This window comes from Streptomyces sp. NPDC001890 (assembly GCF_042891445.1).
Classification (GTDB): Bacteria; Actinomycetota; Actinomycetes; order Streptomycetales; family Streptomycetaceae; genus Streptomyces.
In genome coordinates, this window is sequence record NZ_JBIATE010000004.1 from 308,941 (window position 1) to 332,992 (window position 24,052).

Sequence of the window (24,052 nt, forward strand, 5' to 3'; positions counted from 1 at the left end):
GGTAGGTCAGTCTACCTAATAGCGTGGGTGGCGGCTTCCTCCGACCGGGGCGAGCCGATGCCGAGCCGCCGCACGCAGGCCCGTCGCTGCACGACCGCCAGACCCGCCACCGCCGTCCCGAGCACCAGCCAGCCCACCGGTCCGGCGGCCATCACCACACCGGTCAGCAGCGGCGGCCCGGCGGACTTCTGGATGGACTGCGACATCCCGGCCACCCCCAGATACGCGGCGCGGGCGTCCGGCGGCGCGAGCAGCACCGCGAGCTCCCACGAACTCACCGACCGCATCAGCTCCGCCAGCGTGACCAGCAGCGCCGCCGCGAGCAGGACCGCCCCGGCCACCCAGGCCCCGCCCAGGGTGGCGGCGGCCAGGAAGCCGCAGCACACGAACATCAGGACTCCGTACAGCAGCACCGCCCGGGTCGCCCGGCGCGGCCCCTCCGCACGCTTCGACACGCTCAGCTGGAGCACCACCACCAGCACGGTGTTGATGACCAGGAAGGCCGGGACCAGGGCGTGCGGCGCGGAGGTGCGGTCCACCAGCCACAGCGGCAGGCCGACGGCGAGGACCGAGTCGTCGAGGTTCATCGGGATGTCCAGCAGGGCGAACTTGAGATAGCCCCGGTCCCGCCACGGACTGGACCTCCGGACGGGGGCCCGCCCGCCCGGAACCGGAGCGGCGGGCGCCGCGCCCCCGGGCCGTGCGCCCCCGGCCCCCGCACCCCCGGACCGCGCCACCTCGACGGCGCTTCCCGCCGGTTCGCCCGTACGCCACACCAGCACCGCGGCGACGACGAACGAGAGCGCGTTGCCCAGGATCAGGACGCGGTAGGCGCCCGTGGTCCCCACCGCCAGGCCGATGGCCGCGAGCCCCGCGCCGACGCCGTAGCCCGCGTTGGCCGCGCTGCGCGACAGCGCCTGGTACGCGGCGCGGCGCTCGCCCGCGGCCCGGGTGGCGAAGAGCATCTCCAGCGTCTTCGCGGCCCGGTCGCCCAGGTAGGTCACGGCGACGACGGGGAGCAGCGCGTCGAAGCCCGTGCACACCAGGACCAGGCCGAGCGTCACCAGCCGGAGCAGATGGCAGCCGATCAGCAGCCCGCGCACCGGAAAGCGGCCGGCCAGCCGCCCGGCCAGCGGGGAGCCCGCGATGCCCGCGACTCCGGCCACCCCCAGCAGCACCCCGATCTGCTGGGCGCTCAGATGCGTCACGAAGGTGAGGTACAGGACCGAGGACGCGGCCCACAGACCCGAGCCCGTCCGGTCCACGGCCAGCGCGAGCAGCATGATCCGCGCGTTGCGGCCGCCCGGCGGATGGCGCAACTGGGCCAGCAGCCCCGGCCCGCTTCCCTTTCCCCGTCCCGCACCTCGCCGCATCACGCGCCCCCTCGGACAAGAGATCTTGAACAGCAGGACGAAGACTGCCGGGGAAACAGTCTCGATGTCAAGATACTTGATGGCGAGATACTTGCTTGCGGGCCGGCCCCGGAAGGGCTCCGGACCGGCGCCGGGCCGGCTCAGGCCCGGCTCCGGAACCTGTCCCGGTGCGCTTCGCGACCAGGGGCGTCACAGTGGAAGGGGGAGCACCGGGCGGGGCTGCCGGAGGAGGTGTCCGGATGGACAGGACCGGCGACAACGGCGAACGAACGGGGCCGGCGCCCTGCTTCGTCGTGCAGATCCATCAGGCGCGGCGCATGCACTTCGACTTCCGGCTGGAAGTCGGCGGCGTACTGAAGTCGTGGGCGGTGCCGCGCGGCCCGTCGGAGAACCCCCGGGTGCGACGGCTGGCCGTCCCCACCGAGGACCATCCGCTGGAGTACCGCACCTTCGAGGGCGTCATCTCGAAGGGCGAGTACGGCGACGACACCGACACGGTGATCGTCTGGGACCAGGGCACCTACCGGCCGCTCAGCCACGACCGGTGGGGTGCGCCCGTGCCGTTCGAGCAGTCCCTGGAGGACGGGCACGCGACGTTCTGGCTCGACGGGACCAAGCTGCACGGCGAGTTCGCCCTCACCCGCTTCAAGGGCGGCGACGGGCCGGGCGAAGAGGTGTGGCTGCTGATCAAGGCCAAGGACGGACGGGCCACCCAGGAGAGCGCCGACCTGCCGGACCCGTACCAGGCACGCTCGGCCCGCACCGGCCGCACCCTGGCCCAGGTCGCGGCCGAGGAGGGCGGCGGGCCCCCGTGACCGCCCGCGGCACCGTGGACGCCCTGCTCGCCCGCTGCGGAACCACGTACGCGGCCGAAGCCGGGATCCGGCTGCGGAACACCCCGCAGCCGCTGTACCAGCTCCTCGTCCTCAGCGATCTGCTGAGCGCCCGCATCCGCGCCTCCGTGGCGGTGTCGGCGGCGCGTGCGCTGTTCGCCCACGGCATGCGCTCACCGCGCCGGATGGCCGGGGCGACCTGGCAGCAGCGGGTGGACGCGCTGGGCGAGGGCGGCTACCGGCGTTACGACGAGCGCACCGCGACCCAGCTCGGCAAGGGGGCGCAGCTCCTGCTCGCCGACTACGGCGGCGATCTGCGGCGCCTGCGCGAGGAGGCCGACGGCGACCTGGACGCCCTGCGGGCCGGGCTGCGACGCACCCCGGGGATCGGCCCGGCCGGTGCGGACATCTTCGTCCGCGAGGTGCAGGCGGTGTGGCCGGAGGTGGCCCCGTTCGTGGACGGGAAGGCCCTCCAGGGCGCCGAACGGCTGGGGCTGCCCGCCTCCCCGGCGAAGCTGGTGAAGCTGGCGGCGGAACCGGCCGGGCCGGCGGACGGACACCGGGTCGCGGTGCTCGCGGCGGCCCTGGTGCGCGCCGCGCTCGACAAGCACATCGTGGACGACGTCAGGTCTCCCGCCTGAGAGCGGCCCTCACTCCGGGAGCCGACTCCTCGCGGCGCCGCCTCCTGCGGCCTCCGTCTCCTCCGGGCGCGGCTCCTCCGGGCGCGTCTCCTCCGGGCGCCGGTCCTGCACCCTGGTCCGGTACGCCCACAGCAGCACGCCCGCCGTCAGCACCGCCAGCGCGACGCCGAGTTCCTTGTAGCCGCCGTAGCCGGTGACCGAGAACCCGGTGGCGCCGACGACCAGCACGAGCGTCATGAATCCGGCCAGCAGCCAGGCCAGCGGGACGAAGAAGCCGGGCAGGCGGATCGGCCTGGGCAGGTCCGGGCGGTCCTTGCGCAGCAGGGCGAAGCCGGAGATGGCCAGGATGTGCGTGAGGATGTAGCCCAGGTTCCCGGTGACGAGAATGGCCAGCGGAGTCTTCAGACAGACCAGCACCAGCACGTTGATGACCAGGGCGACCACCAGGGCGCGGGCCGGTACGCCGCGCCGGTTCAGGACCCCCATCTGCCGGATCGTGGTGCCCTCCTTGCCCATGTTGAACAGCACCCGTGAGCCGTCGGCCAGCCCCGTGATCATGATGAGCAGCAGTGAGGCGATGAGGAAGACCGTCATCAACCCGCCCGCCCCGCCCACGAGTTCCTGGAACGCGCCGACGTAGAAGGTCGTCGGCTCCTCGCCGATCTTCCGCTCCCCCAGGTAGCCGGAGAGCGCGAGCGGCAGCAGGACGAACACCCCGAGGGAGAAGAGCACCCCGGCACGCAGGGCCCGGGAGGTGTCGCGGACGGTGTCCTTGTACTCGGGGGCGAAGGTGGCGCAGACCTCCACACCGAACGACGTCCACGCCATGACGTACAGCCAGACCAGCGCCTCGCGGACCCCGCTCAGCCCGTGCAGGTCCCAGTGCAGACCGGCCGTGGACCACTCACCGCTGAGGAACGGCAGCACGAGGAAGACCGCCAGCGGCACCAGCAGCATGCCGCCGGTCAGATAGATCACCCACATCGCGACATGCAGCCCGATCATGGCGGCGCAGAACAGCAGCACGATGACGGCCAGGCCCACGACGATGGGGAAGCTCAGCTGCGCGGGGCCCAGTTCGACGGTCCAGTCCTGGCCGGGGAACCACTGGGCCTGGACGAAGGAGCCGATGATGCCCGCGTAGATGGCGAGCGACGTCGTCCACGGGAACCAGTAGCCGACGCTGGCCAGTGGGCCCACGACGGGGGCCCGGGACTTCCAGCCCTCGGTGGCGTAGTGGGCTATCCCGCCGGACGACTCGGGGAACATCGCGGCGAGTTCGGTGTAGATCCAGTTGGTGGCCGTGGCCAGCACCATGGAGGCCGCCCACAGTGCGATGGCGCCCCAGGCCCCGAGGCCGCCGATCGACGCGCCGAGCGAGGCGACGAGGGCCGCGGGCATCGTCAGCGACATGGCGAAGCCGTCGTACCAGCGCATGCGTTTGGCGAGGACGGGCTGCTCCGGGCCGGTCTCCGCGGTCGTGAGGGGGTTGGACATGGGTGACCCCTTGGAAGAGCCCCTGATGGGGCGCGGTGGGAGAAAGGGGGGCGGGGCGGGCCGGCCCGGGAAGGCCGGCAGCGGCTCAGAGATCCAGGACGAGCCGTGCCCCGCGGCAGCGGGATACGCAGATCAGCATGGTGGCGCCGGCTTCCTGCTCCTGAGGCGTGAGCAGTTCGTCGCGGTGGTCGGGGACCCCGTCGAGCACCGCGGTCTCGCACGTGCCGCAGATCCCCGCCTCGCAGGACGACGGCGCCTCCGCCCCTGCCGCCCGGACCGCGTCCAGCACACTCGTGCCCGCGGGCACGTGCACATCGAGGCCGCTGCGGGCCAGGCGCACGTCGAAGGCGTGGTCGCCGTCGGGGTTTCCGGCCGGGTCCGGTGCGGTGAAGCGTTCGGTGTGGACCTGGCCCGGGTGCAGCTCGCGCACGGCGTCGAGCAGGCCGCCGGGGCCGCACGCGTACACCGTGGCGCCGGGCGTCGCGGCCAGGTACCCCGCCAGGTCCGGGTGGCCGGCCTCGTCCTGCGGGACGACGGTGACCCGGTCCGGCGGGAGTTCGCCGAGGAACGCCATCGTGGTCCGGGAACGGCCGCCGTACAGCATCCGCCAGGGCTTGCCCTCGGCGGTCAGCCGGTGGGCCATCGCCAGCAGCGGGGTGATCCCGATGCCGCCCGCCACCAGCACGTACTCGGGGGCGTCGACCAGCTCGAAGTGGTTGCGGGGCGCCGAGACCGCGACCCTGCTGCCCGCCCGCAGCGTCTCGTGCACGGCCGCCGATCCGCCGCGCCCGTCCGGCACCCGCAGTACGGCGATCCGGTAGTGCCCGGTGTCCTCGGGGTCCGAGCACAGGGAGTACTGCCGGACGAGCCCCGGCGCCACATGCAGATCCACATGGGCGCCGGGCGTCCACGGCGGGAGCGGGGCACCGGAGGGATCGGCGAGCGTCAGGGACAGCACCCCGTCCGCGGCGGCCCCGGCCTCCCGTACCTCCAGCACCCGGGTACCGGCCGGCGCCGTCACCTCGCACACCTCGGTCATGACGCCGTGCCGCCCGCCGAGTCGACCGCCTTCGCCGTGCGGTTCATCAACTCGACGAACGCACGACGGTAGTTGAGGGTGAAGAGGTCGGCGGGCACGGAGAACTCCGGCACCTGAGCGTCCCACGGGACCTCGCGCGGGGAGAGGTTCTCCACGACGGGCATGTCCTCCAGGTAGACCATCTCCTCGACCCGCAGGCACTCCTCCAGGGAATCGCCCTTGAAGCCCCGGTCGTTGGCGACCGCCCAGAAGATCTTGACCTGTTCGTAGCCGACCGGCGACGGAAAGCCCGCCACGACCCGGAGCCCGGCCTGTTCGTAGTGGTAGCTGATGCTGGCGAAGCCGGGGGCCGTGCAGTGGTACGACATCATGCAGTCGCCCTGGTTCGCCCAGTCGCCCTCCCCCGCGTCCAGCGGACGCTCCATGTGGACGTCGATGCCGTCGCGCCGCACCTGGAGCGGCTCCACGACCTCCGGGGTCGGGCCCATCGACACCTGGTGGACGAACGGGAAGTGGGCGACGTCACGGAAGTTCTCGATCGCGGCGGCGACCCCGGTCGGCGAGTGCAGCGGGTCCGCGGCCAGCCAGACCAGGTCGTGGCCGTGCCACTCCTCGGGGTCGTACAGCTCGGTGACCGGCTCCTCCAGCACCGTCCACACGTGCCCGAACCGCTCCACGGCCGGGTAGCTGCGGATCGCCGCCTTCGGCGGGATCTTCGACTGGTCGGGCAGCGAGGGCACATACGTGCAGCCGCCGCCGGCCCCGTCGAAGCGCCAGCCGTGGTACGGGCAGCCGATCGAGCCGCCGGTGACCTTGCCCTGCGACAGATCCGCGCCGCGGTGCGGACACCGGCGGGCGGTCACCCGGGCGACGCCGTCGGCGTCCCGGAACACGACGAGCTGCTCGCCGAGGAGCACGGCCGGTTCCGGGGTCTCCAGGTCGACGGACCGGGCCACCGGGAACCAGCTGTGGCGCATGGCCCGTTCGGCCTGTTCCCGCCTGGTCATGGGGGTGGCGGTGGTGAGGGAGGGAGAAGTGGACATGAGGCAACGTCCTGATTCGCGAGGGAAGGGTTGATGAGGTCTCGTCAGATGCCGACGAGAAGTGCGCCGCCGTTGACGGGGATGGTCTGGCCGGTGACGAACGCGCCGGTGTCGGCGGCCAGGAACGCGACCGCCTCGGCGATCTCGTACGGCTGGGCGAGCCGGCCGACGGGCACGGCGGCGACCTCGGCCTCGTAGTTCTCCGCCGGCACCATCCGGGTGGCGACGGCCCCGGGCGTCACCGCGTTGACGGTGATCCGCTCGGCCGCGAACTCCTTGGCCAGGGTCTTCATCAGGCCCAACTGCCCGGCCTTGGACACCATGTAGCCGTAGCTGTGCCCGTCGGGGACCTGGCCCCACTGCGAGGAGACGAACACCACCCGGGCGGCCGCGCTGCGCCGCAGATGGGGCAGGGCGGCCCGGGTCAGATACAGCGGTGCCCGTACGTTGACGGCGAGCAGCCGGTCGAAGTCGGCGTCGTCGGTGTCGGCGAGCCCGGTCATGGAGAACATCAGGCCCGCGTTGTGGACCAGGATGTCGAGACCGCCGAGCGCCGCGGCGGCCGATTCGACGAGCGCCTCGGCCCCCTCGCGGGAGGTGATGTCGGTGGTGAAGGTGTGCGCCTCGCCGCCCGCCTCCTCGACGGCGGCGGCGGTCTCGGCCAGCTCGGCCGCGTCGAGGTCGGCGAGGGCGACCCTGGCGCCCCGGCCGGCCAGGGTCAGCGCGTGGGCGCGGCCCATGCCGCGGGCGGCGCCGGTGATCAGCGCGGCCCGGCCGGTCAGGTCGTGCACGGTACCGGGGGCGCGGACCTCGCCCTGCACTGCGGCGGCGGCGGTGGCGGCGGCGGTCGTGGTCGCGGCGCTCATGCGGCGGTCTCCGGGTGCGCGGCGGGCTCCGGGTGCGGCTCGGTGACGTACAGCATGTTGCCGTCGGGGTCGTAGAACGGCCGGTAGCGGTACCAGACGCCGCTGGGGTGCTTCCAGACGATCTGCTCCTCGGTGACCCACTCGACCTTGCCGTCCAGCTCGGCGACGGCCGCGTCGAGGTCGTCGACCTCGAAGGCGAAGGAGTCCAGGCCGGGTGCGTTCTCGGCGTTGACCTCGGTGCGGCGCGGGGCGTGCTCACCGACCTCGGAGGTGAAGAGGTAGAGCGTGACGTTGCCCAGGTCGATGGCGGCCCAGCCCTCCTCCGGCTCGTAGGGAAGGTGGAAGGGCAGGCCCAGTACGCCGTGGTAGAAGTCCGCGAGACGCGGCACGTCGTGGCTGAGGATGTCCATGTTGTCGATGCGCTTCAGTCGCGGCACGGGATCGCTCCTTGGTGGTTCGGGAATCGGGGCTCGGGGTGGGTGCAGGGCGGGCCGGGGAACACCCGCAGGGCGCGGGCGGCGGGGTCGAGGAAGACGGTCGCCAGGGTCCGGAACTCGTGGGGCCCGTCGGTGGCGGGGTGCACGCACACCCCGCCGGTGTGGTCGGCCAGCGCGGCGAACGCCTCGTCCGGGGTCAGGTCCGCGCCCCGGCCGTGCAGCGTCCGGCGCAGCACCTCGTACCGCACGATCGTGTCGGGGTCGGTGACCGGTTCGGTGTCGCCGTCGGCGGCGGGGCGGGTCAGGAAGTGGTTGGTGTGCAGCAGCAGCCCGTCCGGGTCCGGCAGTACGTGCCCGATGCCGCCGGGCCACAGTTCGGCCGAGACCGCGGTCCGGCCCGCGTCGAGCCCGCCGACGACGGTGAGCGTGGTCGACGCGGTGGTTCCGGCGCTCCCGGCGATCTTCAGGGCTTCGGTGACGGTGTCCGCCCCGTCGAGGAGCCGACGGGCCACCACGTGGACGGGCACGCCCGTCCCGGAGCCGTCGCGCCGGTGGTGCAGGATGTTGAACAGGCAGCCCACGCCACGGTCGTTGATGCCGATCTTGCCGACGACACCGAACTCGGTGAGGGTGCGGGTGACGCGCCCGTCGGGGTGCGGGATCTCCCACTCCAGCCAGCCGTCGGCCAGCGACTCGTACCAGTCCCAGTTCTGCGCGGCGACCGGCTCCGCCCCGGGGCCGCCGAGCGCCACGAGCGTGGTGCACTCGCCGGGACCCGGCGTCCGGCCCGAAGCGAGGATCTCCGTACGGGCGTTGAGCGCGGCGACGCGGTCGACCGGCAGCCCCGCGCCCTGCGCGATGCCCCGGATCTCGTCGGCGAGGTCCGGCGCCCAGGCGTCCACCCGGGCCAGCGCCCGCGCACCGAGCGCGTCCGCGTCGGGCACTTTGGCCCGGCCGAACAGCTCGCCGTACGCCTCGGCGGTGGCCCGCACCCGCTCGCGCCAGGTCTCCCCGAACTCCCGCCCCCGCTCCCCGGGTTTGGCGACGGAGGAGGTGAAGCGGAGGTGCGCGGACGGCACCGGCACGGCGCTCACCGGGCACCCGGGAGCTGCGGGGCCTGGAGCCGTGGAGCCGGGAGCAGCGGGCGGACGTGGGCCGCGACATCGGCGAGCGTGGTGTGCCAGGCGCCGCCCTGCCGCTCGATCTCCTCGACCAGCCGCACCAGTTCGGCGAAGCGCTGCGGGCGGCCGATCACCTCGGGATGCATGGTGTACGTGACATGGCGGCGCTCGGCGCGGGCCGAGGTGTACTCGGCGAGCCAGGAGGTGTACAGCTCGCCGGGGGCGGCGGTGTTGCCCCCGGTGTCGATGTTCCAGCCGTAGCGCGGCCAGTCGTCCAGCGACCAGTGGACGGGCAGTTCGAGGAGCGAGCGCCCCTCCCAGGTCTCCCAGTACGGGCGGTCGTCGCCCATGCAGGAGGAGTCGTAGCCGAAGCCGTGCTCGACCAGCAGCTCGAAGGTCTCCGGGGTCAGCTCCCAGGAGGTGGACCGGTAGCCGGCCGGCACGGGTGCGCCGGCCCGGTCCAGTGCCTCCAGGCCGCGTTCGATCTCCGCCCGCTGCTCGTCGGCGCTCACCTTGTCGCTGCGCAGATGCAGATGCCCGTGGTGCGCCACCTCGTGGCCGCCGTCCAGGATCGCGCGGACGGTGTCCGGGTAGAGCTCGGCGGTGTGGCCGGGCACGAAGAAGGTGGAGCGGATGTTGTGCGCGGCCAGCAGCCGCAGGATCCGGGGCATGCCCCGGACCACGCCGTAGCGCCCCTCGGAGAGGGTGGTCAGCCGGCGCGCGTACGAGGGGCCCTCGCCGAGCCAGCCGGCCTCGGCGTCGACATCGAAGGTGAGGGAGACGGCCGCGTCGGCGCCGCCGGGCCAGGCGAAGCCGGGGGATTCGGGGGTTTCGGTGGGCCGACGGCCCTGTTCTGCCGGGTGCATCGTCACGACTCGCTTTCGTACGCGACCACAACGGATATCTACGCATCGCGTAGCGCTGAAGAAGAATGACTACGCGTTGCTGCGTGCGAGCCAATGTACGGTGCGCAATACACCCCGACAAGAGGTTGACGTGCACGAAATGCAGAAGAAGTTCACCGTGGTGTCACGCATTGCGTGCCCGTGATGCCCGGCCCCTGCGCAATGCGCGGCGGGCCGATGCGCGGGAAATGCCTAGGATCGGCACCATGACCGACCTGGACGACCTCGATCACGCGATCATCGCGGCCCTGGAAGAGGACGGACGCCGCGCCTTCCGCGAGATCGCCCGCTCACTGAACGTCTCCGAAGGCACCGTGCGGGCCCGCTACCGCCGCCTGGAGGAGACCGGCGTGCTCAAGATCGCCGCCTTCGCCGACCCGGGCGTCCTGCGCGCGGGCCGCCTGGCCCTGCTGTTCCTCAAGGTCGCTCCGGCCCACCACGAGTCGGTGGTGGCCGCGTTGTGCCGGCACCCCGAGGTCAGCTACGTCTCGACGCTGCTGGGCAAGGCGGATGTCTTCGCCCAGGTCCTGGTCGCCGACGACAACGAGCTGTGGACCTTCCTCCAGCAGAAGGTCCGGCCGCTGGAGGGCGTGGAGGAGACCGAGGCCGTCCCCGAAGTCGCCGTCCACAAGCTGTGGTTCAACGGCCGGATCCCACTGCCGACACCGACGAGCGCGGCGACCGGCACGGCAGCCGCGGCAGCCACGACGACGGAGTGACAGCCGTGCGCTCCCGCCGGGCCTGGCCGGTCCGGCGGGAGCGCACGGAGGAACAGCGGGTCAGCCCAGCATGTCCTCGACGAGGTCGGCGGCCCGCGAAGTGCCGCCCTCCGCCCGCGCCTCGGCGCGGAGCGCCGCCGAGCGGCGGGCGACCTCCGGATCGGCGACCAGTTCGGTCAGGGCGGTCCGCAGGGCATCTGCGGTGGCCTCGTCGGTGTCGATGCGGCGGGCCACGCCCAGCTCGACGAGCCGGTCGGCGTTCGTGAACTGATCGGTGGCCTGGGGAACGGCGATCATCGGTGTGCCGGTGAACAGCCCTTCGCTGCTGCCGCCCATGCCCGCATGGGTGACGAAGGCGTCGGCCTGTTCCAGGATCGCCAGCTGGGGCACCCAGGAGTGCACTTCCACATTGGCCGGGATGGCGCCGAGCTCAGCGGGGTCCGTGTACTTGCCGATCTGGAGCACGACGTGCCAGCCGGGCAGGTCGCCGTAGGCGGCCAGGCACTGGCGGTAGAACTCCGGCCGCTTCGTGAACGCCGACCCCAGCGAGACCAGCAGCACGTTCTCGGCATCGGCGGGACGCTTCCACTCCCCCGTGTCCGCCCGGGTGCCGAAGCAGGGCCCGACGAAGGTGACCGTGCCGGTGTCGACCCGGTCGGCATGCGGCTGCATCGCCTTCGGGATCAGCGCCAGGGACCGCGCGGGCGGTCCGCAGAAGGTCTCCACATCGCCGGTGGTCGCCCCGCAGTCGGCCAGCCAGCGGGCGAACCTCGCCAGGTAGGCGTCGGCGCCCGGCAGCTGCCACAGGGCCGCGGCGACCTCCTGGTCGTACCCCTCCCAGCCCACATAGGTCGGGGACAGCTGCAGGAGGGGGCGGTCCTGCGTCTCGCCGAGGACGCGCGCGGGGTAGGCGCCGATGTCGTAGAGATACAGGTCCGCGGGGTCGCGGTCGTAGACGGCGCGCAGCTGCGGGAGCGTCTGGACCGCGTCGTCGAGGAAGACGCCCATCGCGCCGATGGGGTCCTCGGGCCAGTCGTTCTCGGCGACCGGCAGCACGGAGGAGTAGGGGACGAACTCGGCGCCGGTGGCCTCGATCAGGCCGGCCACCGCCGGGTCGTTGGCGTAGGTCACCCGGTGGCCCCGGGCCACCAGCTCCCGGATCACCTCAAGGCTGGGCAGGACGTGGCTGACGGCGGGGATGCCGACCATCGCGACATGCGAACGGTGGCGTGACGTGCGACGTGACATGGAGGATCACTTCTTCTCAGGTCTGCGGTGAATGGGGACACAGCGAACCGGTGCGCCGGCCACGGGAACGAAACACCGTGGGCGCACTCGGATGCGGCGGGACGGGGTACGTGCCCCGTCCCTGTGTCAGCCGTAGATCTGATACATGAAGTACATGCCGGGGACCCTACCCCGCCCCCGCACGCGCGCGCACGGGGTTTTCGGGACTCCCCACCGGTCCGCTCAGTCCTCCACGACCAGCGCCGGGGTCTCCTTGGTCAGCACCTCGCCGCGGAAGAACGCCGGGCTGCGGCGCTGCATCACCAGCATCAGCACCACGCCGAGCAGCAGCAGCCCGACGCCGATGACGAACACCGAGCCGACCCCGAGGACCGACGAGCCGGAGCCGTAGGCCGGGTCCCACATGTCGTAGAGGGTCTTGCCGAAGACCGCGGTCAGCAGGATGCCGCCGACGCCCGGGAACAGGCCCTTGAAGACCAGGTCACGGAAGGAGCGGGTCAGGTCGGCGCGGAAGAACCAGACGCAGGCGAACGCCGTCAGCGCGTAGTAGAAGCAGATCATGAGGCCGAGCGCGTAGATCGTGTCGACCAGGACGTGCTCGCTGACCAGGGTCATGACCGTGTAGAAGACACCGGTCGCGACGCCCGCCGTGATCGTGGCCTTCCCCGGGGTCCGGAAGCGCGGGTGGACCCGGGCGTACGAGGCGGGCAGGGCCTCGTACGTGGACATCGCGAGCACCGTGCGTGCCACCGGGATGAAGGTGGTCTGCAGGCTCGCGGCGGCCGAGGCGAGCACGGCGACGAAGAGCAGGATGCCGAGGCCGGGGCCCATGACCGGACCGGCCAGCGCGGCGAAGACGTTGTCGGAGGTGCCGGGGTTGGCCAGGCCGAGACCGGAGGTGCCGGAGCCGACGGCCATCTGGGCGGCGACGCCGGTCGCCAGGTAGGAGCCGACGAGCACGACCATCGCGATCAGCGCGGCCCGTCCGGGGGTCTTCTCGCTGCCGGTGGTCTCCTCGTTGGCGGTCAGACAGGCGTCCCAGCCCCAGAACATGAAGATCGACAGCGACAGGCCGGCCGTGAACGCGGCGAACGACTGCACGGCGAACGGGTTCAGCCAGGACCAGGAGAAGTCGAGCGAGGAGGCGAACTCTCCACTGTTCGCCTTCTGCACGGCCATCGCCACGAACACCGCGAGCACGACGAGCTGGAGCCCCACCAGCGCGTACTGGATGCCCTTGGTGGCCGTCATCCCCCGGTAGCTGATCGCCGTGGCGACCGCGATCAGGGCGAGACAGGTGACGATGTGGACGGGCTTGTTGTCGTCCAGGGCGGCGATGGAGCTGTTGCCGGTGATCTCGCCCGCCAGCAGCCAGAAGTACGAGGTGGCGACGCCCGCCAGGTTCGACAGCACGATGATCGTCGCGATGACCAGGCCCCAGCCGCACATCCAGCCGACGCGCGGGCCGAACGCCTTGACCGTCCAGGTGAACGAGGTGCCGCAGTCCGGCATGGCCTTGTTGAGCTCGCGGTACGCGAAGGCCACGAGCAGCATCGGCAGGAAGCCGGCCAGGAAGACGGCGGGCATCTGCACGCCGACCTCGCCCGCGGTGGAGCCGAGGGTGGAGGTGAGGCAGTAGACGGGGGCGACGGTGGAGATGCCGATGACGGCGCTGCCCATCAGGCCGACGGAGTTCCCGCCGAGGCCCTTGCCGCGTACACCGCCGTCGGCCGGGGCGGCGCCCCTCACCGTGTCTCCGGCCTGTGGCCGCGCGTCCAGCTGAGTCATGAAAAGGACGATAAACGCTGCGATTTCCACATCCGGAACGCGAGACTCCGCCGTCTCAGCCTTGAATTCCAGGCAACAATACGGAAAGACCTTGATTAATTGAAGGTCGTTCGCGATTCCCGCCTTCCGATGCGAGGTCGAGACGCGACCGCGGCATCGTACGAGAACCGAAGCACTGTCCGTTTTGTGGGCATTCAAAATTTCCCGTGGGTGTCCGCTCGGCGGACACCCACGGTCGCGTACCGGTTCAGCCGGGCCAGACGATCGACTGGAGTTCGCTGTACGCGTGCAGGGCGTACGAGCCGACATCGCGCCCGACACCGCTCTTCTTGAACCCGCCGAACGGGGCCTCCATGTTCCGCCCGATGGTGTTCACACCGACCCCGCCGGCCCGCAGCCGCCGGGCCACCCGGAAGGCGCGGGCCACGTCCGAGGACCAGACGTAGTCGATCAGCCCGTAGTCGCTGTCGTTGGCCAGCGCGATGCCCTCCTCCTCGTCGTCGAAGGGGACGACCACGACGACCGGGCCGAAGATCTCCTCGCGGACGACGCGCATCTCGTTGGTGCAGTCGGCGAGCAGGGTCGGGGCGACGTAGAAGCCGCGGTCGAGCCCGGCCGGGCGTTCGCCGCCCGTGACGACCCTCGCCCCCTCCTTCCGGCCCAGCTCGACGTACGACTCGACGCGGTCGCGGTGGGCGGCCGAGATGACCGGGCCGACGACCGTGCCCCTGGCCGCCGGATCACCCACCTTCAGATATCCGGCGTAGGCGGCGAGCTTCCCGATCAGCGCGTCATGCACACCGCGCTGGACCAGGACCCTGGTCGGGGCCGTACAGATCTGACCGCTGTAGAAGGAGAACGTGGTGCCGATGCCCGCCACCGCCGAGTCGAGGTCCGCGTCGTCGAGCACGAGCGCGGCGCCCTTCCCGCCCAGCTCCATCAGCTGCCGCTTCATCCCGCGCCCGCACACCTCGGCGATGCGCTGCCCGACCCCCGTGGAGCCGGTGAAGCTGACCATGTCGACGTCCGGGGAGTCGACGGCGGCCTCGCCCGCCTCCGGGCCCGACCCGGTGACGACGTTGACGACGCCCGGCGGGACGCCCGCCTCCGCCAGCGCCTCGGCCATCCGGAAGACGGAGAGCGGGTCCTGCGGGGCGGGCTTCACGACGACCGTATTGCCCATGGCCAGCGCGGGCGCCACCTTGCCCGCCGGGTTGGCCCAGGGGTTGTTGTACGAGGTGATGCAGGTGACGACGCCGACCGGCTGGCGCACGGCCAGGGCCCCGAAGACCCCCGCCCGCCCCATCGGCCCGGCCTCGTTGATCTGCGGCGTGATCGCCTCCTCGACCGGCTCCAGCGCGCCCCTGGCGTACCGCCGGAAGCGGGCGGCACCGACGGCGACCTGCATGCCGCGGGCCGTCCCCGTGGTGGCGCCGCTCTCCGCGCGGGCGAGCGCGGCGTTGCCGTCGAGGTCGCGCAGCATCAGGCCGGCCGCACGGTCGAGGATCTCGGCCCGCTCCTCGGGGCGGGTGCGCGACCAGGTGCCGAAGGCCTCCCGGGCCGCGGCCGCCGCCGCGTACACCTGCTCGCGGCTCGCCTCCGGGGCGAGGCCGACCACCTTCTCGGTGGCCGGGTCGATCACCTCGTAGTGGCCGTGGTCGGGTTCGGTCCACCGGCCGCCGATGAACAGGCCGCGCTTCTGGTCGTCGCTCATACCGTGCTCACCGTCCGGGTGTCGCGGCCGGAGCGGAGCACCGTGCCGGGGACCGCGCCGGTCACCTTGTCGTCGCGCAGCGTCTCCACCCCGTTGACCCGGACCGACACGATGCCGATGGCCCTGGAGTCGAGCCGGGGGCTGTCGCCGGGCAGGTCGTGGACGAGGGTGGCGGGACCGGCGTCGATGCGTTCCGGGTCGAAGAGGACGAGGTCGGCGTGGAAGCCCTCCTCGATCCGGCCCCGGTCGCGGAGGCCGAAGAGCCGGGCAGGGTCGTCGGTCAGCATCTTCACGGCCTGCTCCAGGGGGACGAGCCTGCGCCCGCGCAGGCAGTCGCCGAGGAACCGGGTGGTGTACGGGGCACCGCACATCCGGTCCAGGTGCGCGCCCGCGTCGGAGCCGCCGAGCATGACGTCCTCGTGCTCCCAGGTCTCGCGGCGCAGCGCCCAGGAGGCGGGGTCGTTGTCGGTGGGCATCGGCCACAGCACGGTGCGCAGCTCGTCGGCGGCGCAGATCTCGACGAGGCAGTGGAAGGGGTCGAGCCCGCGCTCGGCGGCGATGTCGCGCACGACGCGGCCGGTGAGCCCTTCGTTGGCCTCGCTGTAGGTGTCGCCGATGACGTACCGGCCGAAGTCGGCGAGGCGGCGGAAGACGCCGGCCTCCTTGCTGTCGGCGCGGCGGAGCATCTCGGCACGGGTGTCCGCGTCGCGGAGCCGTTCGATGCGCTCGGAGACGGGGAGGGCGAGGATCTCGCCCCAGCCGGGTATGAGGTTGAGGGCGCAGAAGGTGCCGAGCGACATGTTCATCGGGGTGAGGATCGGCATGGTCAGCGCGACGATCCGGCCCCCGGCCCGGCGGGCCCGTTCGCTGGGCACCAGCTGGCGCGGTACGCGTTCGGGGACGGCGGCGTCGATGGTGAGGACGTTCCAGTTCAGCGGGCGTCCGGCGGTGGCGGTCATGTCGACGAGGAGCTCGATCTCCTCGTCGGCGAACTGGTCGAGGCAGCCGGCCACGATCGCTTCGAGCTGGGTGCCCTCGTGCTCGCCGACGGCCCGGGAGAGGGCGAGGAGCTCCTCGGGCAGGGCGTGCCGGGAGGCGACGGGCTGCCCGTCGCCGTCGGAGTGGGTGGCGGACTGGGTCGTGGACAGCCCCCAGGCCCCGGCGTCCATCGCGTCGTGGAACAGCGCGAGCATGGCATCGAGCTGCTCGGGGGTGGGCTGTCCGCCGATCGCGTCGGCGCCCATGACGTGCCGGCGCAGGGCACAGTGCCCGACCATGAACCCGGCGTTGACGGCGATCCGCCCTTCGAGGGCGTCGAGGTACTCGCGGAAGCTGGACCAGGTCCAGTCGACGCCCTCCTCCAGCGCCTTGAGGGCCATGCCCTCCACCCGCGACATCATCCGGCGGGTGTAGTCGGCGTCCTCGGGGCGCTCGGGGTGCAGGGGTGCGAGGGTGAACCCGCAGTTGCCCCCGGCGACGGTGGTGACGCCGTGGTTCATGGACGGGGTGGCGTACGGGTCCCAGAAGAGCTGGGCGTCGTAGTGGGTGTGCGGGTCGACGAACCCGGGCGCGAGGACGAGGCCGGTGGCGTCCTCGGTGGTGACGGCCTCCTCGGTGATCGTGCCCGGTTCGGCGACGACGGCGATGCGGCCGTCGCGGATGCCGATGTCGGCGGGGTACGAGGGCCCGCCGGTGCCGTCCACGACGGTCGCTCCGCGGATGAGGTGGTCAAGCATGGCGGGGTTCCCTTCTGTGGTGGGTGGATGTGCGGCCGGGGTGCGCACGGCCGCGGTACGCACCCCGGCCCCACGGAGCGGCGGTCCGGGAAGACGCCGCTGGTCGGGGGCGGTGGCGGGCGGGTCGCGGGTCGCGCCGCCCCCGCCCGTACCCCTTACGCCGCGTCGCGGAAGCGGGACGTCCGGTGCACCGGGTCCGTGTCGATCTTCGGGATCACGTGCTCGCCGATCAGCTTGATCGAGTTCAGCGTGTCCTCACGGCTCAGCCCGATCGGCAGCCCGAAGCTCAGCTGGTCCGCGCCCGCCTGCTCCCACCGCTTGCACTGCGCCAGCACCTCGTCCGGGTCGCCGCAGATCATCAGCTCCTCGGCGATGAGCAGCTCGATGATCTCCTCGGTGTACTCCGGGAGCAGCTCGGGCCACTCCGGGATGCCCTCCGGCCGGGGGAAGGTGTCGTGGTAGCGGAAGAGCAGCGACTGGAGGTAGTTCAGCCCGCCGCCCACCGCGATCTCGACGGCCTTGGCGTGCGTCTCGGCACAGATGGCCGTGGAGGTGACCATGACGTTGTCGTTGACGAAGTCCCCGACGGGCTCCGCCTCCTTGACGGCGTTCTTGTAGGACTCGACGACCCACTCCATGTCGGAGACCTTCTGCACGCTGAAGCCCAGCACACCGAGCCCCTTCCTGCCCGCCATCGCGTACGAGGACGGCGAGCCGGCCGCGTACCACATCGCCGGGTGCGACTTCCCGTACGGCTTGGGCAGGATCTTGCGCGGCGGCAGCGACCAGTGCTTGCCCTGGAAGCCGACGTACTCGTCCTGGAGCCACATCTTGGGGAACTCGGCGATGGTCTCTTCCCAGAGTTCCTTGGTGTGGTTCATGTCGGTGATGCCCGGCATGAACCCGAGGATCTCGTGGCTGCCGGCCCCGCGCCCCGAGCCGAACTCGAAGCGTCCCTCGGAGAGGTGGTCGAGCATGGCGACCTTCTCGGCCACCTTCACCGGGTGGTTGACCGGGGCCAGCGGGTTGAAGATGCCGGACCCGAGGTGGATGCGGTCGGTGGCGTGCGCGAGGTAGCCCAGGTACACGTCGTTGGCCGAGATGTGCGAGTACTCCTCCAGGAAGTGGTGCTCGGAGGCCCAGGCGTACTTGAAGCCGGACTTGTCCGCCTGGATGACGTACTCGGTCTCCTCGATCAGCGCCTTGTGCTCTGCCCCGGGGTCGACCTTGGCCCGCGCGGCGGGCACATACCCCTGTACAAAGAGCCCGAATTCCAAGGGGGTTCACCGTCCTCAATCGTTTCTGACACTCCGTCAGATCTTGATGCGTCCGACTGTTCCACCGGCACCGTTACCCGTCAATACCTGACGCATCGTCAGATAGCCTGGCTCAGAACAGGCTGACGCCCGCCAGCCATCCCCCGTCGATGACGAACGGCTGCCCGGTGATGTACGAGGAGTCCTGGGAGGTCAGGAAGAGCGCCAGCGCCGCCACCTCCTCCGGCTGCCCGATCCGGCCCAGCGGCACCAGCTTCCGGTACAGCTCCGCCACCGCGGCCTTGGACTCCTCCGGGTCGGCGGAGGGATCCAGCGCCGCCGGGTTGGTCATCGCGGTGTCCACGGCCCCGGGGCAGACGGCGTTGACCCGTATCCCCTTCCCGGCCAGCTCCATCGCCGCCACCCGGGTCAGCCCGAGCACCGCGTGCTTGGTGGCGGCGTACGCGCCCACGAACGCCATGCCCGTGAGCCCGGTGTACGAGGCGGTGTTGACGATGGTCCCGCCGCCCGCCGCCTCGATCTCGGGCGCGACGTTCTTGATCCCGAGGAACGCGCCCACCTGATTGACCTGCACCACCTGCTGGAACTCCTCCAGCGGCGTGCTCAGCAGCTCGTTGAACCGGAGGATGCCGGCGTTGTTGACCAGCCCGTCGATCTTCCCGTGGGCGTCCTTCGCGGCGGCGACCGCGCTCTGCCAGTCCTCCTCCCGGCTCACGTCCAGGTGGACGAAGCTGGCGGCCTCCTTCCCCAGCTCACCCCGCAGCTCCTCGGCCAGCGCCTCGCCCTGCTCGTCGAGCACATCGGCGATCACCACCTGTGCGCCCTCCGCGGCGAAGAGCCGCGCCTCCTGCTCGCCCTGCCCGCGCGCCGCCCCGCTGATCAGTACGACCCGCCCGTCCAGCTTGCCCATGGCCTGACTCCTACCTGTCGAGATGGGGTGCGACCTCGGCGGCGAACGCCGCCATCTGGTCGGTCAGTTCGCTGCGGCTCCGGCTGCGGAACCGCACCTGGATCTGGTGGACGCCCATGGCCCTGTACCCGCGCAGCGACTCGGCCAGGGCCTCCGGCTTCCCGGTGAGGGTGCGCCGCCCGACGGACCAGTCCGGCTCACCGACGTACAGCGGCTCGGTGATCGCACCGACGACGATCGGCTCCTCCACCCCGGCCGCCTCCCGCAGCTCCTTCAGCCGGGCGATCTGCGCGGGCAGCTTCTCCCGGGGATCGCCCTGCGGCAGCCAGCCGTCGCCCCGCACGGCCGCCCGGCGCACTGCCGCCGGCGAGGAGCCGCCCACCCAGACCGGCACCCGCTCCTGGGCCGGACGCGGCAGCTGCCCGAGGCCGCCGAAGGAGATCCGCTCGCCCGCGAACTCCGGGTACTCCTCCGGGCCGAGCGCCGCCTTCAGCGCGTCGATGGTCTCGTCGAGCACCCGGCCCCGCCCGTCGAAGTCCGCCCCGAGCGCCTCGAACTCCTCCGCCACGTGCCCGGCGCCGACGCCGAGGATCAGCCGGCCGCCGCAGAGGTGGTCGAGGGTGGCGTACTGCTTGGCGGTGACCAGCGGGTGCCGCAGCCCGACGACGGCGACATGGCTCATCAGCAGGACCCGCTCGGTGATCCCGGCGAGATAGGCGAGGGTGGCGACCGGGTCGTACCAGACGGTGCTCATGACCCCGGCGAGCCGCCGCGGGATCGCGACGTGGTCGCAGCTCGCCAGATAGGCGAAGCCGGTGCGGTCGGCGGTCCGGGCGATCTCGGCGAGGTCGTCCGGACCGGCCGCCGCCTCCCACCCCTCGGCGTAGATGGTGCTCTGCGACTGGATCGGCAGCTGCATCCCGTACGACAGCGGCCCGGTGGTCGAGATCGGCACCGAACGGCCTCCTCCCCGAGGAAATCTGACACACCGTCACTTGACGGGCGCGGGGGCCATCGTGATACCTGACGCTTCATCAGGCAAGGGGCGGGGAAGGAGTGGTTACGAGAGGTCCTGCGCGGCCGGGGGCCTGCCGTCCACGTCCCGGAACAGGAAGTCGCCCTCGATCTCCAGCCGGGTCGGGGCCTTGCTCCCGTCGTAGAAGTTCACGTCGTCGCACTCCCCGGTCCAGCGCAGCCGGAGCAGCTCGCCGTCGCGCGCGAGCACCGTGATCCGGTTGTCCCGCAGCGGCTCGTGCTCGAAGTAGTAGAGCAGCGACATGGCCGAGTCCTCGCCCTCGGCCACCCCGGGCATCAGGAGCGTACGCCCGACCAGCCGGTCGATGTCCGCCTCGGCGGCCGTCATGGCGACGCCCACCTCGGCGGACGGGGCCGCGTTCTCACCGGCCGTGTCCTCGCAGCGCCGCGCGGCGTCCGGGTCCGCCAGGGCCTCGAACCAGACCGTCACCCCGGCGTCCGCGTCGTCGCCGCCGCCGCCGCCGTCGTACGAGCGGATCACCCGCACCACCGCCGTGTCGAGGCCGTACTCCTCGTCACCGTTGAACCGGTGCAGCACCAGGCGCCCGCCGGGGACCGCCCCCTCGCCTCGCGACCCTCCCATGGCCACCACCTCCGGGCCCAGCCTCGCACGACGGAGCGGGCGCCGCTGCGGGCGTCGGAGCAGGGGCGGTGCGGTGGCGGGGTCCGGTGCCGCGCCCGGCGCCGTGCCCTACGCCGTGCCCTACGGCCGGCCGGCCTCGGTGTCGGCGTCGCCCTCGTAGTCGTCCCCGCCGGTCGCCGCGCTCTCGGGGGCCGCGTCGCTCCCCGGCGCCACGCCCTCGCTCTCGTCCTCGTCGCCCTCGTCCTCGTTCTCGTCCGGCGCGGCCTGGACGCCCACGCCCTGCGAGGAGGACACGTTCTGGTCGATGGCGCCCCCGCCGCCGTCGTGGTCGCTGCCCGCCGTGCCCTTGCTCAGGGGGCCCAGCACATTGAGCGTCCGGTCCACCTCCAGCCAGGAGTCGGCGTTGGAGTTGTCGATGGTGATCAGGGACGGACCGTGGTGCGTCTCCATCCCGCCGTCGGGGGCGTCGGCCCAGGCCGCTCCGGCGGCCAACTGGCCCTGGCAGAGCGCCCCGAGGGCGATCACCAGGACCGCGCGCGCCTTCGACGAGGTGAATCCCATGTTCCTGCTCTTCCTTCTTGCCTGTGGTGCACATGGCGCCGGGGCCCCGCGCTGCGCGGTGACGCACCATCGGGGCCCGGCATTCGGACGGTTCGATGACCAGCCGGGCCGACCGCACCCGGCGCGACGTCCGGATCAGACGGTCGCGGGCTCGCGGACGGGGTGGTGCCTGCTGATGTTCTTCTCCAGCAGCTCCGTCGAGCGCTGCACCCCGATCCCCTCGGAGGGCACGAACTCGGGAAGCCGCCCGTCGGACTGCTTGAGGTCCGTCAGCGCGCTGTCGATGGCGGCGTGCGCGGCGAAGAGGCAGGGCGTGCTGTAGATGGCCACCTGGCACTCCAGGTCGGTCAGTTCGGAGAGCGAGAGCCGGGGCGACTTGCCGCCCGCGATCTGGTTGAAGAGCAGCGGCTTGTCGCCGACCACCTTCCGGATGCGCTTGATCCACTCGACGCTGCGCACCCCGTCGACCAGGACGACATCGGCGTCCGTCTCGGCGAGCGCCTCCGCACGGCGCAGGATGTCGGACTCCTCCGTGGCGTCCGTGCGGGCCACGACCACCAGGTCCCGCCTGCTCTCCAGTACGAGGTTGAGCTTCTCCAGGTACTCCTCCAGCGGCAGCACCTGCTTGCCGTCCGCGTGGCCGCACCTGCGCGGGCGCTTCTGGTCCTCCAGGATGACGCCGGAGGCGCCGATCCGCTCCAGTCGCTGCACCACGTGGCAGGCCACCTCGGGGTCGACGTAGCCGTCGTCGATGTCCACCAGCAGGTGGTGGGAGGGGAAGGCCAGCCGCAGCCGCTCCACGAAGGCGACCATGTCCGGCCAGGCGATGAAGCCGATGTCGGGCAGCCCGTAGTGGGAGGCGGCGAAGCCGAAGCCGGACACGAAGAATCCGTCGTAGTGGCGGGCCACGACGGAGGCCGAGTACATGTCGTAAATACCGATGAGCGGAGTCGTTCCCGGGGACCGGACTTCGTCCCTCAGCGCAGTTCCGTAACTCACAGCGTCTCTCCTTGACCAATGGATGAACGGGTGTTGAGCGATGCCGTCCCGGGCACTGCGGGCTCCGTCGACGCCGGGCCCCGGAGCCACTGATGCCGCGGGTGCGAGAACACCACGCGCGGACTCGCCCGCCGAAATGGCAGCGGCGTTCCGACCGCACGGGACGTAAGAGATCTGCCCTCTTGCGAAGACTCGTATATCTATACAGCCGTGACCGTGTCTTTACTCCGAAACGCGCCGCTTTTTACCTTGCGTGCGAGGCTTCTCGGGTGCACGCCGGGGGCTTGTTGCGGGCGCGCGGAATCCGGCGGGAGCGTCCTTTCGGATCATCCGAAACAACAACTCGGGAAAGCGTCGAATGCCCTGCGTATGCGCTGTGTTGACGTTCCACGGGACCACCGGAGCTGCGACGGCGGAGGACGCCGCCCGGCATTTCACCGGACCGCTTGAGCAGTAACGTTCCACCCCTCGGGGGCGTCGACGGCGGATCCACCGGTCGAACTGTTCGAGCGGATGCCCCACATAGTTTTCCAGCCGCCTCTAATCGCCTCGGGCGTCGGATCGACGGGGACAACATAAAGCTGCTGCAGCAGAAGATCTCTGCTGCAGCAGCGGCCGGGGGGCTGTTCAGATCATGCAGAAGAAGCAGGAATGCAGACCGCGTACGACTGGACGGTCTGCGGGCCGGCTCCGCTGTTGTACGCGGAGACGTGCCAGGTGTTGGTCGGGGTGTCCGGGTAGCTCGCGGTCCAGTGGATCTCATCGTTCTGCAGTTGATTCACGGCGCCTCCCCCGGTCAGCACGGTCCCGGCAGGGCAAGTGGCGATGATGTTCTCGATACTGCCGCCGGCGGGAATGAGCGTGGCTGTGCTGGTAGCAGTCTGGGACGGACCGACAGGCCCAGCCGGCCCGGTGGCACCCGTCGGACCGGTCGCGCCATCGACACCATCGGCACCGTTCGCACCCGTCGCGCCATCGACACCAGCCACACCGGTGGCACCCGTCGCACCGGTCGGACCGGTCGGACCGGTCGCGCCATCAAGGCCGTTGATACCAGCCGCGCCCGTCGGACCCTGCAGACCCGTCGCACCCGTCGCACCGTCAACGCCGTCAACGCCAGACGCACCCTTCGGACCAGTGGGGCCCATCGGACCGGTGGGGCCCATCGGACCGGTGGCGCCGGTCCCCGGGTAGTCGTCGCAGAACGGCACGGTGGTCTGTGTCGAGATGTATCGGGCGCTCATCCAGCCACTGCCGTTGGACAGCAGGTACCACAGGGAGTTGCCGTCGACGTTCCGGCCCGACACCTTGCAGGCGATGGAAACGTGGCCGCCTGACGGCACACTGCCCACGATCGCCGAGCGGGTGGTGGGACCGCTGCGGATGTTCTGAGAGGTGCGGGAGATGACCGTCCCGGACACAGCGGCCAGCACCCGGCCGGCCAGCACTCGGTTGGATGCCTGCGTACCCGTGGGGTTCGGCGCCCCGTGAGCGACGCTCATGGGACACAGTGCCAGGGTCATGCCCAGCGACATGGCGCCCAGAGTCGAGCGAGACAGAATGTCCCAACTTCTCGATTTGCACATCTCGGTTCCTAACCGCTTCTGCAGGGATTGGAGCCGTGAATGTGACAGCCGCGGCGAGTGATCGGCATATGCGCCACGCACCGATGTGCCGTTTGAACGCAGACCGCACCTCTTGCGGGTGAGGCCAAACCGGCTACATAT

General features: G+C 71.5%; 22 protein-coding genes. 3 read left to right on the top strand and 19 right to left on the bottom strand.

The window, feature by feature from the left end; translation table 11 throughout:
• Positions 1-11: 11 nt before the first annotated feature.
• Positions 12-1,373 carry an MFS transporter gene (locus ACFYY1_RS15920; RefSeq protein ID WP_388585272.1) on the bottom strand — a complete coding sequence of 454 codons (1,362 nt, stop codon included), beginning with the start codon at positions 1,371-1,373 and terminating at the stop codon, positions 12-14.
• A 239-nt stretch (positions 1,374-1,612) separates the two neighbouring features.
• On the opposite strand from ACFYY1_RS15920, the gene ACFYY1_RS15925 reads away from it, so the two are divergent.
• Entirely contained in the window at positions 1,613-2,188 is a 576-nt protein-coding gene (locus tag ACFYY1_RS15925; protein ID WP_388585275.1) for a DNA polymerase ligase N-terminal domain-containing protein, read from the top strand.
• The gene (locus ACFYY1_RS15930; RefSeq protein WP_388585278.1) at positions 2,185-2,847 is read left to right on the top strand and encodes an endonuclease; all 663 of its coding nucleotides are present in this window, start codon (positions 2,185-2,187) and stop codon (positions 2,845-2,847) included. Before ACFYY1_RS15925 ends, ACFYY1_RS15930 begins: the two co-directional genes overlap by 4 nt.
• 9 nt (positions 2,848-2,856) lie before the next feature.
• On the opposite strand, the gene ACFYY1_RS15935 is transcribed toward ACFYY1_RS15930, so the two are convergent.
• The 7 genes from ACFYY1_RS15935 to ACFYY1_RS15965 form a co-directional block, all read right to left on the bottom strand.
• Positions 2,857-4,344, bottom strand: a complete 1,488-nt coding sequence (locus ACFYY1_RS15935; RefSeq protein WP_388585281.1) for an APC family permease — start codon at positions 4,342-4,344, stop codon at positions 2,857-2,859.
• A gap of 85 nt (positions 4,345-4,429) precedes the next feature.
• Positions 4,430-5,383 (bottom strand): PDR/VanB family oxidoreductase, encoded by a 954-nt coding sequence (locus ACFYY1_RS15940; RefSeq protein WP_388585282.1) that lies wholly within the window; start codon positions 5,381-5,383, stop codon positions 4,430-4,432.
• Positions 5,380-6,426, bottom strand: a complete 1,047-nt coding sequence (locus ACFYY1_RS15945; protein WP_388585285.1) for a Rieske 2Fe-2S domain-containing protein — start codon at positions 6,424-6,426, stop codon at positions 5,380-5,382. The genes ACFYY1_RS15940 and ACFYY1_RS15945 overlap by 4 nt, the downstream gene beginning before the upstream one ends.
• A 44-nt stretch (positions 6,427-6,470) precedes the next feature.
• Positions 6,471-7,292, bottom strand: coding sequence for an SDR family NAD(P)-dependent oxidoreductase (locus ACFYY1_RS15950; RefSeq protein WP_388585288.1), 822 nt, complete (start codon positions 7,290-7,292; stop codon positions 6,471-6,473).
• Positions 7,289-7,729: a VOC family protein gene (locus tag ACFYY1_RS15955; RefSeq protein ID WP_388585290.1), complete on the bottom strand. Its 441-nt coding sequence runs from the start codon at positions 7,727-7,729 to the stop codon at positions 7,289-7,291. Before ACFYY1_RS15955 ends, ACFYY1_RS15950 begins: the two co-directional genes overlap by 4 nt.
• On the bottom strand, positions 7,717-8,823 hold the full coding sequence (locus tag ACFYY1_RS15960) for a C45 family autoproteolytic acyltransferase/hydolase (RefSeq protein ID WP_388585292.1): 1,107 nt from the start codon (positions 8,821-8,823) through the stop codon (positions 7,717-7,719). Before ACFYY1_RS15960 ends, ACFYY1_RS15955 begins: the two co-directional genes overlap by 13 nt.
• Positions 8,820-9,716 carry a polysaccharide deacetylase gene (locus ACFYY1_RS15965; RefSeq protein WP_388585525.1) on the bottom strand — a complete coding sequence of 299 codons (897 nt, stop codon included), beginning with the start codon at positions 9,714-9,716 and terminating at the stop codon, positions 8,820-8,822. Before ACFYY1_RS15965 ends, ACFYY1_RS15960 begins: the two co-directional genes overlap by 4 nt.
• A gap of 245 nt (positions 9,717-9,961) precedes the next feature.
• On the opposite strand from ACFYY1_RS15965, the gene ACFYY1_RS15970 reads away from it, so the two are divergent.
• Positions 9,962-10,474, top strand: coding sequence for an Lrp/AsnC family transcriptional regulator (locus ACFYY1_RS15970; RefSeq protein WP_388585295.1), 513 nt, complete (start codon positions 9,962-9,964; stop codon positions 10,472-10,474).
• A gap of 60 nt (positions 10,475-10,534) precedes the next feature.
• On the opposite strand, the gene ACFYY1_RS15975 is transcribed toward ACFYY1_RS15970, so the two are convergent.
• From ACFYY1_RS15975 to ACFYY1_RS16025, 11 genes are all read right to left on the bottom strand, one after another.
• Positions 10,535-11,722, bottom strand: coding sequence for a macrolide family glycosyltransferase (locus tag ACFYY1_RS15975; protein ID WP_388585298.1), 1,188 nt, complete (start codon positions 11,720-11,722; stop codon positions 10,535-10,537).
• Positions 11,723-11,944: 222 nt separating this feature from the next.
• On the bottom strand, positions 11,945-13,510 hold the full coding sequence (locus ACFYY1_RS15980; RefSeq protein ID WP_388585299.1) for an APC family permease: 1,566 nt from the start codon (positions 13,508-13,510) through the stop codon (positions 11,945-11,947).
• Positions 13,511-13,757: 247 nt separating this feature from the next.
• Complete coding sequence (locus ACFYY1_RS15985; RefSeq protein ID WP_388585302.1) at positions 13,758-15,224, bottom strand: aldehyde dehydrogenase family protein; 1,467 nt, start codon at positions 15,222-15,224, stop codon at positions 13,758-13,760.
• Positions 15,221-16,960 carry an amidohydrolase family protein gene (locus tag ACFYY1_RS15990; protein WP_388585305.1) on the bottom strand — a complete coding sequence of 580 codons (1,740 nt, stop codon included), beginning with the start codon at positions 16,958-16,960 and terminating at the stop codon, positions 15,221-15,223. The genes ACFYY1_RS15985 and ACFYY1_RS15990 overlap by 4 nt, the downstream gene beginning before the upstream one ends.
• Positions 16,961-17,115: 155 nt before the next feature.
• Positions 17,116-18,237 carry an LLM class flavin-dependent oxidoreductase gene (locus ACFYY1_RS15995; protein WP_388585308.1) on the bottom strand — a complete coding sequence of 374 codons (1,122 nt, stop codon included), beginning with the start codon at positions 18,235-18,237 and terminating at the stop codon, positions 17,116-17,118.
• Between the two features lie 112 nt (positions 18,238-18,349).
• A complete protein-coding gene (locus tag ACFYY1_RS16000) occupies positions 18,350-19,147 on the bottom strand; it encodes an SDR family NAD(P)-dependent oxidoreductase (protein ID WP_388585310.1) in 798 nt (265 codons plus the stop codon).
• Positions 19,148-19,157: 10 nt separating this feature from the next.
• Entirely contained in the window at positions 19,158-20,102 is a 945-nt protein-coding gene (locus ACFYY1_RS16005) for an LLM class F420-dependent oxidoreductase (protein WP_388585312.1), read from the bottom strand.
• 105 nt (positions 20,103-20,207) lie between these two features.
• Positions 20,208-20,765, bottom strand: a complete 558-nt coding sequence (locus ACFYY1_RS16010; RefSeq protein WP_388585315.1) for a hypothetical protein — start codon at positions 20,763-20,765, stop codon at positions 20,208-20,210.
• A 120-nt stretch (positions 20,766-20,885) separates the two neighbouring features.
• Positions 20,886-21,326: a hypothetical protein gene (locus ACFYY1_RS16015; RefSeq protein WP_388585317.1), complete on the bottom strand. Its 441-nt coding sequence runs from the start codon at positions 21,324-21,326 to the stop codon at positions 20,886-20,888.
• A gap of 135 nt (positions 21,327-21,461) precedes the next feature.
• On the bottom strand, positions 21,462-22,325 hold the full coding sequence (locus ACFYY1_RS16020; protein ID WP_388585319.1) for an oxaloacetate decarboxylase: 864 nt from the start codon (positions 22,323-22,325) through the stop codon (positions 21,462-21,464).
• Positions 22,326-22,957: 632 nt separating this feature from the next.
• On the bottom strand, positions 22,958-23,860 hold the full coding sequence (locus tag ACFYY1_RS16025) for an SH3 domain-containing protein (protein WP_388585320.1): 903 nt from the start codon (positions 23,858-23,860) through the stop codon (positions 22,958-22,960).
• Positions 23,861-24,052 lie beyond the last annotated feature (192 nt).